Genomic DNA, 17330 nt, shown 5'->3' on the forward strand with positions numbered 1-17330 from the left:
TGATGACCACCGATTCGACCGCCCGGGCCCACCTCGATGTGGCGTGCCATATCAATGCGCTAGTGCCGGATGTCGCGCCTGGCGATCTGCCCGGGGTTCTGCGACCTCTGGCGGATGCAGGGTACTCGCGCATAGTCTTGCCGCCGCTTGACCCGGCGGCGATCGATGCTGGTGCGCTCGCCCGTGTGCTCGTCGAGTACAAGATTGCGCCGATTACGATCGCGGGCGGTCAAGGGGGGCGAGCGGATGTCTCATCGGAGGATCCCGACGAGCGTGCGGCGGGTGCCGCTCAGTTACGGCACATCGTTGATCTCACCGCAGCGCTGGGCGGGGATCAGATGAATGGTGTGCCTTACGGACCCTTCGGACCACCCTCCGGGCCGACCTCGCGCGCGGCGGTCGAGCGATCGGCGCGCGCGGTCGGGGCGGTGGCTGACTACGCTCACCAGCGCGGCATCATGATGACGTTCGAGGTGCTCAACCGCTACGAGACCTCGATGGTGAATACCGCTGCGCAAGCCGTCGCGTACGTCGGCCTGACCGGATCTGAGCACCTGCGCATCCACCTGGACACGTTCCACATGGCCGTCGAGGAAGCCGACATGTCCGAGGCGATCCGCGTAGCGATGCCACTCCTCGGCTATCTCGAGCTCGGCCAGTCCGCGCGAGGACCACTGAGCACCGGGAGCGTAGATCTGCCCGAGATCGTCCGGTCCGCTTTGGATGATGGATACGTCGGGCGTGGGGCGTCGAAGCATTCTCGCGATCGGTGCTTTCGACGCCTGCCTCAGACATGCTGGCGATCTGGCGTGCCCCGTACGACGACGGAGCAGAACTAGCCGCCGATGCGATGCGTGTCATCCAGCGCGGCTGGGCGACGAGTAGCGTGGGCCGCCGCGCTCTGCGATTGTCACGGCATCCGGCCTGATCATGTTCTGACTTGTTCAAGCCTGAAAGGCGGGCGCATTGAGTGCAGAAGGTCGCTGCGTGTTTACCAGGGCTCTTTGCCGCGTGGGACGAGATCGAGAACTTGGCGCAACTCTGAGGGGAAGCACGCCAGGAACAGCTCGTCGACCTCGGGTTCCGTGCCGTAGTCGTCGACAAGGCGGAGCCCGATCATTGTGCTGATGAGCATGCCCTCGGCCAAGAACATTCTGGCCTGTTCCGCGTCGAGGCCAGCCTCTTCGCGAAAGAAACGCCAGACCATTGTGAAACCCGCTCGCGCGGCCGGACCGATGACGGGGTGTCCGCCCAGCAGGTAGCTGTGCGCGAGTGTCTGATGGAGACCGCGGATGCTGAGCAGCTCGACGTATGCATCGCCGATGCTCTGCTTTGCCGTTCGATCGCTGTCATCGACGGCAATAGCGGCGCGGAACGAGGTCATCAGGCGGTCGAGCGCCTCGTCCATGGCCCCGAGGAAGAGGTTCTCCTTCGAGCCGAACAGGCGCACGACGTAAGGCTGGCTGACTCCCGCAGCTCGGGCGACCTCATCAGTCGTGGTGCCGACGTACCCGCGGGCGCCGAAGACGGCGATGGCCGCGAGCAGGATCTGCTCGCGCCGCTCGTCTGATGACAGGCGGCGTGGGGTGGTCGTGCTGTCTGCGTTGACATCTTCGACACTGCGTGAACTCATGCTTGACATGTTATCAGTCGATTACTACAGTCGGTCGTGTCGTAGTAATCATCTGATTACAACCAGAGATGAAAGAAGCAATCATGACCACTCACGCGTCTCTCACGCGTCGTCGCCCCTTCGGTCTGATCATCGCCGCAGCCGCACTGCCCACTTTCATGGCGGCGCTGGACAACCTCGTCATGACCAACGCCCTCCCCGTGCTGCACAGAGAACTCGGTGCGAGCGTCGAACAGTTGCAGTGGTTCGTCAACGCCTACACGTTGGCGTTCGCGAGCATGATTCTCGTCGCGTCCGCTCTCGGCGATCGATTCGGTCGCCGCACGGTCTTCTTGATCGGCATCGCACTGTTCGCAGTCGGATCTGTCGCTGCGGCGCTCAGTTCTGATCCATCCCAGCTCATTGCCGCCCGCGCGCTTCAGGCTTCGGAGGTGCCGGGGTGCTCCCGCTCTCACTCGCCCTTCTTGCCGGAGGCGTGGCGCCAGAGCGCAGGCCGCTGGCAATCGGCATCTGGGGCGGAGTCTCTGGGCTTGGCGTCGCAGTCGGCCCGCTCGTGGGAGGAGCCGTCATGGAAGGCTGGAACTGGCAGGCGATCTTCTGGCTCAACGTTCCCGTTGCGATCATCGCCATCCCGCTCGCGCTCTTCGTCCTGAACAACGACTTTGGAGCGAAGGCGCGCATTGATCTCGTTGGCGCCGTGCTCGCAGCCGCAAGCGTGCTCGCGCTCGTGCACGGCATCGTCCGCGGAAATGACGATGGATGGACGTCCCTCGGGGTGGTTGTCGAACTCGCCGCAGGCGTTGCGCTTCTCGTCGGATTCCTGCTTTGGCAACGCCGCACGCGTGCGCCGCTCATCCCGTTGCGCTTGTTCTCAGACCGTTCGTTCTCTGTCACGAACGTTGTTGGTTTCGCCTTCAGCTTTGGCACCTTCGGTGCCGTGTTCATCCTGATCCAGTACCTGCAGGTCGTCCAGGGTTCGTCGCCGCTGGAGGCAGCGTTGCAGACTACGCCGTGGACGCTCGCCCCGATGATCATCGCCCCGCTCGCTGGCGTCTTCGCGCCGCGGGTCGGTACACGAATCATCATGGTCACCGGGCTCGCGCTACAGGGGGCGGCGCTGCTGTGGATAGCGCTCATTCTGTCTGAGACGACCCCGTATGTGACGCTGATCGTGCCATTCATCATGGCTGGTGTCGGCATGGGGCTGGTGTTTGCGCCATCCGCAACAGCACTGCTCGCATCGCTCGGAGTGGCCGATCATGCCAAGGCCTCCGGGGTGAACTCGACCGTGCGAGAGATCGGAATTGCTCTGGGTACCGCCGTCATGACTGCGATCTTCGTGAGCGGCGGTGGCGAACTGCTCCCCAATCTGTACGTCGACGCCGCACGTCCGGCGGTATTGGTTGGTGCAGCGGTTCTGTTCGCGGCGGCAGTCGTCGGGCTGTGGCTACCGGCTGGTCGTTCTGCGCCGACGGCGCCACTATCGGATGCAGGTGACGAGGCAGGATCGCTGCCGGAAGTGCCAGCATCCGAACCCACCGATCTCGTCCGTGCCTGAGCGGCAAGTCCGGGTCGGATCTCGGCCCGGACAACCCGCCTAGACTGAAGACGTGGCAAGAGTACTGATCGTCGGGGGCTTCCTAGCCCTCATCTTCTGGGTCTTCAGCATCGTCGACTGCGCTGTGCAGCCGGCGACGCGGCACCGTGGTGTGCCCAAGGGGGCCTGGATTGCGATTGTCGTGCTGATTCCCGTGCTCGGTGGCATCCTCTGGTTTGCGCTGGGTCGGCGACGTCGCAGCGACCAGGGGGGCATGCGTCTTGTTGCTCCGGACGATGACCCCGAGTTCCTGCGCAGCCTGGGCAAGACCGAGCAGGATGCCCGCATCCGCCAGCTGGAAGAAGAGCTTGCCCGACTGGACGACGAGACGGACGGCCCCGCACCGGATCCGCGTTCATGACGACGTCGCGAGCCTCGGATGCTGCGGCGTCCCTCCTCGCCCAGCTCGTCGAGAACGGCGTCACTGACGTCGTGATCTCCCCCGGGTCGCGTTCGCAGGCTCTCGCGCTCGCCGCCACCCACCTCGCCCGCGAGGGGTCGTTGCGCCTTCACGTGCGCATCGATGAACGCGTTGCTGGCTTCACCGCCCTCGGCCTCGCCCGCGAAAAGCGCGTCCCGGCCGCCGTCATCTGCACCTCAGGCACCGCCGCCGCAAACCTTCTTCCCGCTGCGATGGAAGCTTTTCACTCGGGCGTTCCGCTTCTTCTGCTGACCGCAGACCGGCCGCCCGAGCTGCGCGGAATCGGCGCCAACCAGGCGACCACGCAGCCCGGACTCTTTGATCCCTGGGTGCGGCTGTCGCTCGATGCGCCAGTACCGGGTGATGGCGATTGGGATGGCCTCGCAGCCCTCGCGGTCGCCGCGGCGATGGGGGCGGATGCTGTGCCCTCGGGCTTGCCCGCAATAGCTGGCCCGGTGCACCTGAACCTGCCGGCGCGTGAGCCTCTCTCTGGCGCTTTGCCTGATGATTTCACGGCGGCGCCCGGGGTTGCGCCCGCTCTGGCACCCGCCGAGCCTTTCATCCTCGAACGTGGCCCGCGCACCGTCGTGATCGCCGGCGCCGGCGCTGGTCACGCTGCCGAGGAGATCTCGTTCGCGGGCACGTGGCCTCTGATCGCAGAGATCGTCAGTGGCGCGCGGTTCGGCCGTTACGTCGTGCACGGCTATCGCGAACTTCTGCGCGAAGACGCGCTCGGCGGGCGCATCGAGCGCGCTGTGGTGCTCGGGCATCCGACACTCAGCCGTGAGGTGACCGCGCTGTTGCGCCGCGACGAAATCGAGGTCATCGCCGTCCGCGCCGGGGGAGAAGCGCTCAACTTGAACGGACGCACCCAGGCAGTGGCATCGGTCACGGTCGCGTCCGGCGACGCTGACCCTTCTTGGCTCGGCGCGTGGCTGGAAGCATCCGCCGCACGCGTGGTCGATCTCAGCGAGAACGCGCCAGACCAGGTGGGTCTGCTTTCCACTAACTTCGCAGTCCGCCGTGACGCGGTGCGTGCAGAGCTTGAGGCAGTACGCCGTCCGCTCGATCGAGAGCTCCTCGTCGACGCGGTGTGGCGGGCGACCTGGCCGCACGACCGACTCATGTTCGGATCGTCCCGGCTGGTTCGCGTCGCCGATGCTGTGCTCGGCGGCAAGAAAGTGCCCGTCCATGCGAACCGCGGGCTCGCCGGAATCGACGGCACGATCGCGACCGCAACGGGTATCGCCATCGGCAGCCAGGCGGATGGCGCAGCCGGTGTCACGCGTGTGTTGCTGGGGGATTTGGCCTTCTTGCACGACGTCGGCGCGCTGTTACTGCCGCCGGATGAGCAGGCGCCGCGGCTGCAGGTCATCGTCGGAAACGACGGTGGCGGAACGATCTTCGATTCGCTCGAGGTGGCGAGCTCCGCGCCGCGCGAAGATCTCGATCGCGCCTTCTACACGCCCCACACTGCGCAGCTTGAGCACCTCGCGCTCGCCTACGGCTGGGAGTACCAGCGGATCACGACGCGCGCGGCGCTTGACCAGGCGCTGACGACGACGACCGGTGGTCGCCAGGTCATCGAGGTGCCTTTAGAGCGCTGACGCTCGCGTTTTCGGTCCCCCTGCGGGCAGGATGGGTGAATGAGCAAGCGAGGCTGGACCGACGACGTATCCGACATTCTGCGCGTGGGGGAGGGATTCCGCCTTGCGGATGTGGATCCTGACAGTCATCCCGGGTACGACGGTGACAAGGCCAGCGGGAAAGTAGATCTCGCGGGCGGCCTGGACTCGATGAGCGAACTGCAGGAACGGCTGTACGCAGAAAGCAGGGCTGGCGAGGCAAAGGATGCCGTGCTGCTGGTGCTGCAGGCGATGGACTCTGCGGGCAAGGGTGGCATTGTCCGCCATGTCGTTGGTGGGGTGGACCCGCAGGGGATCCTGCTGACCGCATTCAAGGCACCGAGCAAGGCGGAACGTGCCCACGACTTCCTGTGGCGTATCGAAAAGCGCCTCCCCGAACCGGGATTCATCGGCGTCTTCGACCGATCACACTACGAGGATGTCCTGATCGGTAAAGTGCGCTCACTGGCCTCGGCAGAAGAGATCGAACGTCGCTACGATGCGATCAACGAATTCGAGGCGAAGGTTGCGGCATCCGGCACTCGCATCATCAAGGTCATGCTGCACATCTCCTCGGACGAGCAGCGAGAGCGTCTGATGGAGCGCCTCGACCGCCCTGACAAGTACTGGAAGTACAACCCGGGCGATGTCGATGAGCGGCTGCTGTGGCCGGAGTACATGGCCGCGTATCAAACGGTCTTCGAGCGGACCTCCACCGAGGTCGCGCCGTGGCATGTCGTGCCGGCGGACCGGAAATGGTACGCGCGGCTCGCGGTGCAGGAACTGCTGCTGGGTGCGTTGGAAGACATCGATCCGCAGTGGCCAGACGCCGACTTCGACGTCAAGGCCGAGAAGAAACGCCTCGCCGCGAGCTAGGCCAGCGCGTCGACCAGCGGGCGGAACTTCACCCGGGTTTCGAGCAACTCGGTCTCGGGATCGCTTGCGGCGACAATGCCCGCGCCAGCGTATGCGGTGACTCCGATTGAGTCGGCGCCTGCGCCGGCGCGCATCGTCCCGACTTCGAACTGAGCGCAGCGCAGCGCGATCGCCCATTCGCCGTTGCCATTGCCGTCGACCCAGCCCACCGGACCGGCATAGCGGCCGCGGTCGAACGGCTCGAGCTCGCGGATCGCCGCGATTGCGGCGGATGTCGGCGTGCCAGCGACGGCTGCGGTCGGATGAAGCGTGCCGATGAGGTCGAGTGACGATCCGCCGTCCGACAATTCACCCTCGACGTCGGTGGCGAGATGGAACAGATTCGGCAGCTTGAGCAGGAAGGGCTGCTCACTGGCAGCCAGCGCGCGCGTGTGCGGACGGAGCGCGGTAAGGACGCTCTGTACCGCATACTCATGCTCATCAAGATCCTTGGTGCTGGACGCGAGATGCGCCGACGCTGCGGTGTCTTCGTCGGCATCCGCGCCGCGGCCGATCGTTCCGGCGAGTACACGCGCGGTCATCGTGCCGCCCTGCACGGTCACGAGCGTCTCGGGACTCGCGCCGATCAACCCGTCAACCGCGAACGCCCAGGTGTCCGGGTAGCCGGTCGACAGTGCCCGCACGAGACGACGTAGGTCAGAGCCAGCCGGAATTGTTCCGGCGAGATCACGGGCGAGCACCACCTTGCTTACTTCGCCCGCACTGATGCGGCCGAGTGCTGCGCGTACGGAGTCCTGGTACCCCTCCGGGGTCTGAGCCCCAGGCCCGAGAGTGCCCGCCCAGTGCGGCCCGTACGCACATGATTCAAGCGTGGCATCCGGAAGGTCCTGGGCGAGGTCATCGCCCGAGGTCGCGATGCGGGTGATCCAGCCGCGGCCCCGGTGCTTGCCGAGGATGATCGACGGCACGATCAAGACGCTGTCGGCCGCAGAATCTTCGTCGAACGTGAGCGCGCCGAATCCGACGAGGCCGGTGCCGGGGAGACCGACCGGGTCGTCGACTTGGGCTGCTGCGGCGAGTTCGCGCCACGAATCGGCGATGAGCCTGCTGCGCATCGGGGCAGTGCCGGCAGGCACCCGAATGAACGCGGGCATCTCGTCGCCGACCGCGACGATCCCGTCGCCGCGACGGAGCCACGCCAGAGGAGTTGAGGGGTGCGCATAGGCCAGAAGGTCTTCGACGGGATCGATCTCACGCGTCTGCACAACCAGCCTGATGCTCACCTCTCAAGTTTAGGTTGCGCGGCGCTGCCCGCAGTCGCGCCGTGGCTTGACCGCCTCGAGGTGCTCGGGCTCGCGCGTAGACTTACGGAGTGACTTCGCACAATCGCGCCGACCTCGGCAAGGACCCCCGGCGCGTCAGCGGGATGTTCGACCAGGTCGCCGCAGGATACGACCGCACCAACACCGTCATGACCTTCGGCAATGATGCGTTCTGGCGGGCAGCGACCACCCGCGCAGTGTCCCCGAAGCGTGGCGAGCGCATCCTCGATCTGGCAGCGGGCACCGCATCTTCCTCGGCGTCCCTCGCGGGCAGCGGGGCGGATGTCGTCGCCGCCGACTTTTCGCCAGGGATGCTCGCCGAGGGCAAGCGTCGGCACGGACACCTGAAGAACCTCAGCTTCGTCGAGGCGGATGCCACGAATCTGCCCTTTGCCGACAACGAGTTCGATGCCGTGACGATGTCATATGGCTTGCGCAACGTGCAGCAGCCGAAGAAGGCGCTCGCTGAACTGTTCCGCGTCACAAAGCCCGGCGGGCGACTTGTCATCAACGAGTTCTCCACCCCACCAGGCAAGGCGTTTCGTGGGCTCTACCGCTTCTACAACGCGCAGGTGCTTCCGCGGGTCGCGCGCGTTGCCGGTTCGAACGGTGAGGCCTACGACTACCTGAACGAGTCGATCAAGGATTGGCCAGATCAGAAGCAGCTCTCGAACTGGATCCGCGAGGCCGGCTGGACCAACGTCGCTTACCGCAACCTCTCCTTCGGCATCGTCGCGCTGCACCGCGCGACCAAGCCCGCTAACAAGCCTCTGACCAAGAAGCCAGTAGCCAAGCCTGCGATCCGGCGCGCCTCCAAGCCCGCGACGAAGCAACCGTGAGCCACAGGTAGGGTGGAACCCGTGACTTCGAGCCCTGCCGCCCCGGGTTCGCGCCTCGCGAGCCGTCTCGGCTTCAGCGACCGCGTTTTCATCGGACCGGCCGCCCGGCGGATGGCCCGCGAGATCGAGGACGGCCTCGAGCTCGTTGAGAGCGGCCTTGCCGAAGATCTTCGCGTCGCCGACTCCATTGCGGATGCCGCGAGCCGCTACCTCTACGAAGCAGGCGGCAAGCGCGTCCGCCCGGTGCTGACGCTGCTGACCGCTCAGCTCGGTGAGGGCAATATCGCCGCGGTCATCGACATCGCCAAGGCGCTTGAGATGACCCACCTCGGCTCGCTGTACCACGATGACGTCATGGATGGTGCTGACCGCCGCCGCGGCGTCCCCGCCGCCCACGCGGTGTGGGGCAACAACGTCGCCATCCTCACCGGCGACATCCTCTTCTCCCGTGCGAGCCAGCTGATGGCTCGCTACGGCGAGCGCGCAATCCGGTTGCAGGCAGACACCTTCGAGCGGCTCGTGATGGGTCAGCTGCACGAGACCGTCGGCGTGCAACCGGGCGATGACCCCATCGAGTTCTACATCCAGGTACTTGCCGACAAAACCGGTTCGTTGATCGCGGCGGCCACGCAGGGTGGTGCGATCTTCTCTAACGCTCCGGCCGAGTACGTCGAGCCACTGCGCGTGTACGGCGAGAAGGTCGGCGTCGCCTTCCAGCTGCTGGACGACGTGATCGATCTGTCTGCCAAGCCGGAAGAGACCGGAAAGGTGCCCGGCACCGACCTCCGTGCTGGCGTACCGACGATGCCGTACTTGCTGCTCAAGGCAGAACCAGATGCCGCCGCGGCAGAACTCGCCGCACGAATTGACGACGGCGTGACTCGCATCGCGGATGGCGAAGATCCGACGATCCTCGATCTGCCTTTGACAGAGCTGCGAGATCACATCGTCACCCAGAACACGCTCGAACTCGCCCGCACCTGGACGCGCGACGCCATCGACGCACTCGCCCCACTGCCTAAGGGCACGGTGCGCGAGGCGCTGACCCGCTTCGCAGAATCTCTTGTAGACCGCAGCAGCTGATCATTCTTCGATCACCGCAGCATCCGAAAGGACACTCATGACCAAGCTTCGCCTGGCCATCGTCGGGGCAGGCCCCGCTGGTATCTACGCCGCCGACATTCTGTTGAAAACAGAACGCTCTTTCGACGTCTCCATCGATCTGTTTGAGCAGCTTCCCGCTCCATACGGGCTCGTTCGCTATGGAGTGGCCCCCGATCACCCGCGCATCAAGGGCGTCATTAACGCTCTGCGCGACGTGCTCGACCGTGGCGATATTCGCCTGTTTGGCAACGTCCGCTTCGGCGAGGACATCACGCTGGAAGACCTGAAGAAGCACTACAACGCCGTGATTTTCGCTACCGGCGCGATCCGCGACACCCACCTCGATATCCCGGGGATCGACGCCGAGGGATCGTTCGGGGCGGCCGACTTCGTCAGCTGGTTCGACGGGCATCCCGATGTGCCGCGCGAGTGGCCCCTGGATGCCGCATCCGTCGCAGTTCTCGGCAACGGCAACGTCGCACTCGACGCGGCGCGCATGCTGGCCAAGCACGCTGAAGACCTGCTGCCGACCGAGATTCCCGACAACGTGCACGCGCTGCTTGAGGCATCGAAGATTACCGATGTGCACGTGTTCGGCCGTCGCGGCCCCGCGCAGGTGAAGTTCACCCCACTCGAGCTGCGCGAACTCGGCGAGTTGCGCGACGTCGACATGGTCGTCTACGACGAAGACTTTGACTACGACGAGGCGTCGCTGGCTGCGGTGGCCAGCAACAAGCAGGTCAAGGTCATCGACCGCATCCTGCAGCAGTGGCGTACTCGCCCGAGCGTGAACAACGCGGGGGGCGAAGCATCCCGTCGCCTGCACCTGCACTTCTGGGCAAAGCCCGTCGAGGTGAGAAAGGATGCCGATGGCAAGGTCGCAGCGCTCGTCTACGAGCGCACGCGTCCAGACGGCTCCGGCGGACTCGAGGGCACGGGTGAAATGCGTGAAGTCGAGATCGGTCAGCTTTACCGGGCGGTCGGCTACTTCGGCTCACCACTGAAGGACGTGCCCTTCGATAAGAAGCACGGAGTGATCCCGAACCACGAGGGTCAGGTGATCGCCAAGGACTCCAACCAGCGGGTGTCTGGCGTGTACGCCACCGGCTGGATCAAGCGGGGACCAGTCGGCCTCATCGGCCACACCAAGTCCGACGCCATGGAAACCGTGCAGCATCTGGTCAACGACCAGGGGTCGTGGTGGCATCCGGAAGACCCATCCGAGGGGGCGGTTCCTGCACTTCTCGAGTCTCGGGGAGTGGCCTGGACCGATCTTGAAGGCTGGCACCGCCTCGACGAGCACGAGGTAGCGCTGGGTGCACCGCGCGAGCGCGCGCGCATCAAGGTCGTTCCGCGCGACGAAATGTTGCGAGTCTCGCGCGCCGAGTAGCGCTTCTTCTCAGTCGACGGGCTCGGTGACCTCGACCGTGAAAGTGACGGAATCGCCACTCGTCGAATTGTCGAGTGTCACTTCGGTCTCGCCGACGCTCAGCGCGTCCAGACCGGGATTGAACTGCGCACTGCCGTCATCCTTGCCGGGAGTGAACTCGACGATCTCGGGGTCTTGGATCTTGGCTGTCCAATCGGTGAACGTTTTATCGTCCCCGGTGAAATCAACGACGTTGCCCTCGGCCACCTGAACGGTCGACCCGTCGATCTTCGTGATGTCGACGATCACCGGCGGCAACGCGTTGTCCTCTGGGGAGTCCTTGGCGCAGCCGACGAACGTGAGAGCGGCGCCGATAGCGAGGAGCGCCGCGGTGGTACGGATCGCGGGAGAACGGTGCGGGCGTGTCATAAGAACCTCCGACTGATGTTGCGCTCAGCATAGGGGAGCGGGCAGGGCGCTGCAGTACTCAATAGCATGGGGGCATGACTGATTGGCTTCCTGACGTTCTCGGGGACGAGTTTGAGCAGCTCACTCTGCCGCTCGGAACGGATGCCGAGGGCGATGTCGTCGCGACGCTGGTGCGCGCGCTGCCGGGGCCGGGCGCACCTCAGCCCTCGGCCTGGAAGCGATTTGTTGCTCGCCTTCAGGGACGAGCTGTCGAGCCCGAGACGCCGTTGTTGGACGGTGTCGACGTGCTCTACGTGCACGGATGGTCGGACTATTTCTTCCAGAAGCGTCTCGCCAGGTTCTGGACTTCGCGCGGAGCGCGCTTCTTCGCCCTTGACCTGCGCAAGTACGGCCGAAGCCTGCGAGACGGACAAACTCCCGGTTACATCGCCAACCTCACGACCTACGACGAAGACATCGAGGCGGCTCTCCACGAGATGGGCCATTCTTCGAAGGAACGAGGGGCTGATGCCGCGGCATCCGCCCGCCGACTCGTGCTTCTCGGGCACTCGACAGGCGGGCTGGTGCTCAGTCTCTGGGCGTCACGGCATCCGAACGTTGCGGACGCGGTCATCCTGAACTCTCCCTGGCTTGAGCTCCAACTCGCAGCGTTGCGCGCGGCGATCGCACCGGTCGTCGAACTGCAGGCGCGGCTGCGCCCGATGGAGGTCGCGCCGCAGATCGATCTGGGGTTCTACGCGCGTGCGCAGACCGAGGCCGCTGTCGCAGATGATGTGGTCGAGATCAACCACGCGTGGCGCCCTGTGCCGTCTATGTCCGTGCATGCCGGATGGCTGCACGCGATCCTCAATGGTCATCGAGTCGTCGCCGGAGGCTTGAAGATACCCGTGCCGGTGTGCGTGCTGCTCTCCGCGCGTTCGGTGGCTCCGACGCGATGGTCTGATGAACTCGTCGCCGCAGACACCGTGCTCGTCGTCGACGACATCGCCGAACGTGCCCTCAAGCTCGGGTCATCCGTCACGATTGAACGCGTCGATGGTGCGTTGCATGACGTGTTCCTGTCGCGCAAGGATGCACGTGACGATGCATACGCGCGGCTGGAGCGCTGGGTCACCGGGTGGGCAGCGAGCTCTACCGGTAGTTGATGGACTGCATCGGGGTGTTTGCCGGTGGTTGCCCGCAGGTGAAATCCGCGGAATTACGCGGATTTCTGGTTGTCGTGGGACGGGCCTGAAAGGCGTGCGCGGAGAATTCTGCGGACTTTTTGCGGACTGGCTGCGGACTGCCGCAGGGGGATGCCGGCGCCATTCGGCGGTAGGCGCTCGCCCCTATGTCGGTGAAGGTGTCTCGGGTGCCACTGATCGTGACGGCCGTTTCCGTCGGTCGGATTGTCGCGAGCGCGCAGGCGTAGAAGGCGTTGAGCGCCGCTCACCTCCCTCCGACGGCGAGAGTGTAGCGGCGAGGAAACGACTCCGTTCCTGCCGTTCGCTATTTGCAGACTCCGCTCTCCGCTGCGCTGCGAGCTCCGCTTAGCAACCGCTCACTCGGGCACTGCGTCGTCCCCTCGCCGCGTGATCAGCCGATTGTCGGAGCGAGGGTGAAACTCGAGGCAGGAGCCGTTTCGGGTGCGTGATCGTAACGGGCGTTGAGGGCGTAAGCGGCTATCCGGACACCCACAGGTAGGCAGTCGTATGAGAACGTCACCAGCATGCCTGGTGCGTCAGACGAGTTCGCTTACCAGTTGCTCGATGCGTGCACGGATGTCGTCGCGGATGGGGCGGACCGAGTCGATTCCCTGACCTGCCGGGTCGTCGAGCTCCCAGTCCTCGTAGCGCTTCCCGGGGAAGAACGGGCAGGCGTCGCCGCAGCCCATCGTGATGACGACGTCAGAGGCCTGCACCGCTTCGGTGGTGAGTACCTTCGGGGCTTCGGCGGTGATGTCGATGCCGAGCTCGGCCATGGCGTCGACGGCGATGGGGTTGATCTGGTCAGCGGGCATGGATCCGGCGGAGCGCACCTCGATGCGGTCACCGGCGATGTCCCGGAGGAATCCGGCGGCCATCTGGGAGCGACCGGCGTTGTGGACGCAGACGAACAGGACGGAGGGCTTTGCGGTGGTGTCGGTCATATTGACTCCAGGTTTTTGAGAAAGTGGTCAGTTGAGAAGGTTGTCGACGAGGGTGCGCACGCGGCCGGTGATGTCATCGCGGATCGCTTCGACGCCTTCGCGGGAAGCGAGGGCAGGGTCTCCGACGGACCAGTCCTCGTAGCGGACGCCGGGAATGATCGGGCAGACGTCGCCGCAGCCCATGGTGATGACGACATCCGCGGCCCTGACGGCATCGTCGGTCAGAGGTTTCGGGAACCGCTCGGCGGCGCCGTCGCCTTCGATCTCGGCGAGCAGTGATCGCACGTGCGGGTGGATGACATCTGCGGGGCTGGAGCCGGCCGAGCGGGCGATGATCTTGCCGCCCGCGAGCTGATTGACCAATGCGGCAGCGAGCTGCGAGCGGCCGGCGTTCGCCACACAGACGAACAGCACCTGCGGGACTGCCGTGTCGCGGTCGCGGGTGAGGTCGCTCAGCCGTTGCCTGGCAAACCGCTCCGTGAGCGGGATCAGGGCCGAGGTCACCCTGGCGGTGCGAGCGAGGGCTGTGTATGACTCTCGGACGATGGTGAGGACGGTTGCTGAGTCAAGCTCCGGGATCTCTGCGGCCAGCTCGTCGGCGAGATGAGTGACACGGGCGTCGAAGTCTGGTCGGCGCGCCTCTGCGGCCGCGTCTTCTGTCCAGGGTGCAACGGTAGCGGGCGCGAATGAATCCAGCAGCGTGGTGACGGCACGACGGCGGTTCGGGTTGATCTTGTACCAGACCCAAGTGCCGCGTCGCTCAGAGGTCAGCACGTCGACGTCTTTGAGTACCTTGAGGTGGTGCGACACGGTCGGCTGTGACACTTCGGCGAGCTCAGCGAGGTCGCAGACGCAGGATTCCCCGCGCGGGTCGGAGGCGATCGCGGACAACATCCGCAGGCGCAGGGGGTCAGAGAGCGCCTTCAATGTGGCTGCGACGGATGACGCCGCGTCCTGCCCGATCGCGTGCGAGGCGACCGGACTGCAGGTATCTTCAGCGGTCAAAGTGACATTCATCATGGCGTCCTTACCTCGGTGTATGGAGCTGCGGTGTATGGGTCAGTGTGGAACCACTTGCGTGCTGCCCAGAGCGACACGTAGACGAGCCCGACGAGGACGGGCACCTCGATGAGCGGGCCGACGACGCCTGCGAGTGCCTGGCCGGACGTCGCCCCGAACGTGCCGATGGCCACGGCAATCGCGAGTTCGAAGTTGTTGCCGGCGGCGGTGAACGCCAACGTCGATGAGCGGGCATAGCCGAGGCCGAGGGCTTTGCCGGTGAAGAGTCCGATGAACCACATCAGGGCGAAGTACACCAGCAGCGGGAGTGCGATCCGCGCGACGTCGAGGGGCCGAGAGGTGACCTGTTCACCCTGTAGGGCGAACAGCAGCACGATGGTGAACAGCAGCCCGTAGAGGGCCCACGGGCCGATCTTCGGCAGGAACTTCTCTTCATACCAGTCGCGGCCCTTGCGGCGTTCGCCGATGAACCGGGATGCGAATCCGGCCAGCAATGGGATGCCGAGGAAGATCAGCACATTCAGCGCGATCGCTCCGACCGAGAAGTCCAACCCCTGGGTGTCCAGCCCCAGCCATCCAGGGAGGATGGTGAGGTAGAACCAGCCGAGCAGCGAGAAGGCCACGACCTGGAACACCGAGTTGATCGCCACGAGTACGGCGGCGGCTTCGCGGTCACCGCAGGCGAGGTCGTTCCAGATGACGACCATCGCGATGCATCGGGCGAGCCCGACGATGATGAGGCCGGTACGGTATTCGGGCAGATCGGGGAGGAACATCCAGGCCAGGGCGAACATCAGCGCGGGGCCGATCAGCCAGTTCAGCACGAGCGAGGAGATGAGCAGCTTCTTGTCGCCGGTGACCGCTGCGACCTTGTCGTAGCGGACCTTCGCGAGGACTGGGTACATCATCACCAGCAGGCCGAGGGCGATGGGGATCGAGATCCCGCCCACTTCGAGGCTTGCGAGCAGTGGCGATACGCCGGGGACGAAGCGTCCGAGGAGGATGCCGGCGACCATGGCGAGCCCGATCCACAGCGGCAGCCAGCGGTCCAGGGTGGACAGGCGGCGCGTCGTTGACGTCGGTGCGGGAACGGTTGCAGCACTCATGCGAGCAGCGCCTCCATCTTCTCGGCGATAACAGGCTTCGGGTGCGCGCCGATGAGGATGTCGGTGCGGACACCGTTCTTGTAGAAACCCAGGGTGGGGATCGAGGTGACACCGGCGGCCACTACTGTCTCCGGGTTCTGGTCGGCGTCGAGCTTGACGATCTTGATCCGGCCGTCGTATTCGGTGGCGAGCTGATCCAGCAGCGGTGCGATCTGCTTGCAGGGTCCGCACCAGGTGGCCCAGATGTCGACGACGACGGGGAGATCCGCATCGAGGACCTCGGTCTGGAATGTGGCGTCGGTGACGGGTGTGGGGGCGCTCATGCGAACACTTCCTCGGTTTCGAGTTCGAACGTGGTGCTCTCGTCGAGAGCGGACAGGTAGTGCTGGGCGTCCTGCGCGGCGGCGCATCCGGTGCCCGCAGCGGTGATGGCCTGACGGTAGGTGTGGTCGACCAGGTCGCCAGCCGCGAACACTCCGGGAAGGTTCGTGCGGGTGGAAGGATGTTCGACGAGCACATATCCGTTGGCATCCGTGTCGATGATCCCAATGACCAGTTCGGAGCGCGGGTCATGGCCGATAGCCACGAAGACGCCGGTTGCCGAAAGCTCGCGTTCTGCTCCGGTGACGGTGTCGCGGAGGGCGACAGCGTGCACCTTCTCGTCACCGATGATGCCTGCGACCTCACTGTTCCACGCGACGTCGATCTTCGGGTGATCCAGCACCCGCTGCGCCATGATCTTCGAGGCGCGGAACTCTTCGCGGCGGTGCACGACAGTGACCTTCGAGGCGAAACGCGTCAGGAACAGTGCCTCCTCCATCGCGGAGTCGCCACCGCCGACGACGACGATCTCCTGCTCGCGGAAGAAGAACCCATCGCACGTCGCACACCACGACAGGCCGTGGCCGGTCAGCCGCTCTTCTTCGGGCAGTCCGAGCTTGCGGTAAGCGGACCCCATCGTGAGGATGACGGCGCGAGCGCGGAAGGTCTCTCCGGCACCGGTCTCGATGACCTTGATCGGGCCCTCGAGGTCGACACTGACTGCGTCGTCGAGCAGGATGCGTGCTCCGAAACGCTCGGCCTGGGCACGCATCGACTCCATCAGTTCGGGGCCCTGCACACCGTCGACGAATCCGGGGAAGTTCTCCACCTCGGTCGTCGTCATCAACGCGCCACCCGCGGTGACGGAACCTGCGAGCATCACTGGTTCGAGCCCCGCACGAGCCGCGTAGACGGCGGCGGTGTACCCGGCGGGTCCGGAACCGATGATGACCAGCTCAACCTCTTGAATCGACATACGTCTATATTGACATCCATCGATGCCGAATGCAATCATGCTGAAAAGAGTTCACCTGCCCGTCACCTGGCGAGCGGATCATTGCCAGTGCAGCGCTCGTGCTGCAGCCTAGAAAGCAGAATCACGATGACCCAGCCAAGGACCGTCCTGTTCATATGCAAGCACAACGCGGGGCGTTCGCAGCTGGGCGCCCATCTACTCACACATGTCGGCTCCGAGCAGTTGGTGGCGACGAGCGCGGGTATCAGCCCGGCAGAAACGATCAATCCGGTGATTGCTGAGTCGTTGCAGGAACTCGGGATCGACACGAGCGCAGCACGTCCGCGTGCTGTCACGGTCGAGGATCTCGCGTCCGCCGATGTGGTGGTGTTGATGAAGCCGGGACTCCCGCTCCCTGGTCCTGTCGGCGGAGAGCTGGTCGAATGGTCCTTCCCTGACCCGTCGAACTGGGAAGCCGACGGCGTGCGGGAACTGCGTGACGCTGTCGCCGAGAAGGTCCGCCAACTCGCTGCCCGCCTGGTCGGCTGAGATCGCGAAAGGGTGAGACCTCGATCTGAGGCCTCA

18 protein-coding genes and 1 pseudogene are annotated in these 17330 nt (G+C 65.1%); 11 read left to right on the forward strand and 8 right to left on the reverse strand.

Going from position 1 to position 17330, the window contains the following annotated elements; all coding sequences use genetic code 11:
- Window positions 1-2 precede the first annotated feature (2 nt).
- On the forward strand, window positions 3-839 hold the full coding sequence (locus DC31_RS16710) for a sugar phosphate isomerase/epimerase family protein (protein WP_051606284.1): 837 nt from the start codon (window positions 3-5) through the stop codon (window positions 837-839).
- A gap of 152 nt (window positions 840-991) precedes the next feature.
- On the opposite strand, the gene DC31_RS00785 is transcribed toward DC31_RS16710, so the two are convergent.
- The gene (locus DC31_RS00785) at window positions 992-1633 is read right to left on the reverse strand and encodes a TetR/AcrR family transcriptional regulator (protein WP_051606285.1); all 642 of its coding nucleotides are present in this window, start codon (window positions 1631-1633) and stop codon (window positions 992-994) included.
- A gap of 182 nt (window positions 1634-1815) precedes the next feature.
- Between DC31_RS00785 and DC31_RS20060 the strand changes: the two are divergent.
- The 5 genes and pseudogenes from DC31_RS20060 to DC31_RS00805 form a co-directional block, all read left to right on the forward strand.
- Window positions 1816-2282 (forward strand): annotated as a pseudogene (locus DC31_RS20060) (MFS transporter); the annotation flags it as partial.
- A gap of 288 nt (window positions 2283-2570) precedes the next feature.
- On the forward strand, window positions 2571-3191 hold the full coding sequence (locus DC31_RS20065) for an MFS transporter (RefSeq protein WP_327036781.1): 621 nt from the start codon (window positions 2571-2573) through the stop codon (window positions 3189-3191).
- Between the two features lie 52 nt (window positions 3192-3243).
- Window positions 3244-3591, forward strand: a complete 348-nt coding sequence (locus DC31_RS00795; RefSeq protein WP_036275872.1) for a PLD nuclease N-terminal domain-containing protein — start codon at window positions 3244-3246, stop codon at window positions 3589-3591.
- Window positions 3588-5258 (forward strand): 2-succinyl-5-enolpyruvyl-6-hydroxy-3-cyclohexene-1-carboxylic-acid synthase, encoded by a 1671-nt coding sequence (gene menD / locus DC31_RS00800; RefSeq protein WP_036275874.1) that lies wholly within the window; start codon window positions 3588-3590, stop codon window positions 5256-5258. Before DC31_RS00795 ends, menD begins: the two co-directional genes overlap by 4 nt.
- Before the next feature lie 39 nt (window positions 5259-5297).
- Entirely contained in the window at window positions 5298-6152 is an 855-nt protein-coding gene (locus tag DC31_RS00805) for a PPK2 family polyphosphate kinase (protein ID WP_036275876.1), read from the forward strand.
- Here the strand turns inward: DC31_RS00805 and DC31_RS00810 are convergent.
- Complete coding sequence (locus DC31_RS00810) at window positions 6149-7435, reverse strand: isochorismate synthase (protein ID WP_036275879.1); 1287 nt, start codon at window positions 7433-7435, stop codon at window positions 6149-6151. The two genes, DC31_RS00805 and DC31_RS00810, sit on opposite strands and share 4 nt — an antisense overlap.
- A gap of 143 nt (window positions 7436-7578) precedes the next feature.
- Between DC31_RS00810 and DC31_RS00815 the strand changes: the two genes are divergently transcribed.
- From DC31_RS00815 to DC31_RS00825, 3 genes are read left to right on the forward strand one after another with little or no spacing between them, the layout of a single operon-like run.
- Complete coding sequence (locus DC31_RS00815) at window positions 7579-8313, forward strand: class I SAM-dependent methyltransferase (RefSeq protein WP_051606313.1); 735 nt, start codon at window positions 7579-7581, stop codon at window positions 8311-8313.
- Between the two features lie 21 nt (window positions 8314-8334).
- On the forward strand, window positions 8335-9396 hold the full coding sequence (locus tag DC31_RS00820; protein WP_036275880.1) for a polyprenyl synthetase family protein: 1062 nt from the start codon (window positions 8335-8337) through the stop codon (window positions 9394-9396).
- A gap of 37 nt (window positions 9397-9433) precedes the next feature.
- Window positions 9434-10807 (forward strand): FAD-dependent oxidoreductase, encoded by a 1374-nt coding sequence (locus tag DC31_RS00825; protein ID WP_036275883.1) that lies wholly within the window; start codon window positions 9434-9436, stop codon window positions 10805-10807.
- Between the two features lie 9 nt (window positions 10808-10816).
- Here DC31_RS00825 and DC31_RS00830 read toward each other — a convergent pair whose 3' ends face one another.
- The gene (locus DC31_RS00830; protein WP_051606286.1) at window positions 10817-11215 is read right to left on the reverse strand and encodes a hypothetical protein; all 399 of its coding nucleotides are present in this window, start codon (window positions 11213-11215) and stop codon (window positions 10817-10819) included.
- 74 nt (window positions 11216-11289) lie between these two features.
- Here DC31_RS00830 and DC31_RS00835 point away from each other — a divergent pair, with 74 nt between their 5' ends.
- Window positions 11290-12360: an alpha/beta hydrolase gene (locus DC31_RS00835; RefSeq protein ID WP_036275886.1), complete on the forward strand. Its 1071-nt coding sequence runs from the start codon at window positions 11290-11292 to the stop codon at window positions 12358-12360.
- A 575-nt stretch (window positions 12361-12935) separates the two neighbouring features.
- Here the strand turns inward: DC31_RS00835 and DC31_RS00840 are convergent.
- Genes DC31_RS00840 through trxB form a run of 5 tightly spaced genes read right to left on the reverse strand, consistent with a single transcriptional unit; the run spans window position 12936 to window position 16766 of the window.
- The gene (locus DC31_RS00840; protein WP_036275889.1) at window positions 12936-13343 is read right to left on the reverse strand and encodes an arsenate reductase ArsC; all 408 of its coding nucleotides are present in this window, start codon (window positions 13341-13343) and stop codon (window positions 12936-12938) included.
- A gap of 27 nt (window positions 13344-13370) precedes the next feature.
- Window positions 13371-14360: a metalloregulator ArsR/SmtB family transcription factor gene (locus DC31_RS00845; protein ID WP_036275890.1), complete on the reverse strand. Its 990-nt coding sequence runs from the start codon at window positions 14358-14360 to the stop codon at window positions 13371-13373.
- Window positions 14360-15469, reverse strand: coding sequence for an ACR3 family arsenite efflux transporter (gene arsB, locus DC31_RS00850; protein ID WP_036275892.1), 1110 nt, complete (start codon window positions 15467-15469; stop codon window positions 14360-14362). The genes DC31_RS00845 and arsB overlap by 1 nt, the downstream gene beginning before the upstream one ends.
- The gene (gene trxA / locus DC31_RS00855) at window positions 15466-15792 is read right to left on the reverse strand and encodes a thioredoxin (RefSeq protein ID WP_036275894.1); all 327 of its coding nucleotides are present in this window, start codon (window positions 15790-15792) and stop codon (window positions 15466-15468) included. Before trxA ends, arsB begins: the two co-directional genes overlap by 4 nt.
- Window positions 15789-16766, reverse strand: coding sequence for a thioredoxin-disulfide reductase (gene trxB, locus DC31_RS00860; RefSeq protein ID WP_036275897.1), 978 nt, complete (start codon window positions 16764-16766; stop codon window positions 15789-15791). Before trxB ends, trxA begins: the two co-directional genes overlap by 4 nt.
- 126 nt (window positions 16767-16892) lie before the next feature.
- On the opposite strand from trxB, the gene DC31_RS00865 reads away from it, so the two are divergent.
- On the forward strand, window positions 16893-17294 hold the full coding sequence (locus DC31_RS00865; RefSeq protein WP_200872840.1) for an arsenate-mycothiol transferase ArsC: 402 nt from the start codon (window positions 16893-16895) through the stop codon (window positions 17292-17294).
- Window positions 17295-17330: the final 36 nt, after the last annotated feature.

The organism is Microbacterium sp. CH12i (assembly GCF_000685355.1).
Taxonomy (GTDB): domain Bacteria; phylum Actinomycetota; class Actinomycetes; order Actinomycetales; family Microbacteriaceae; genus Microbacterium.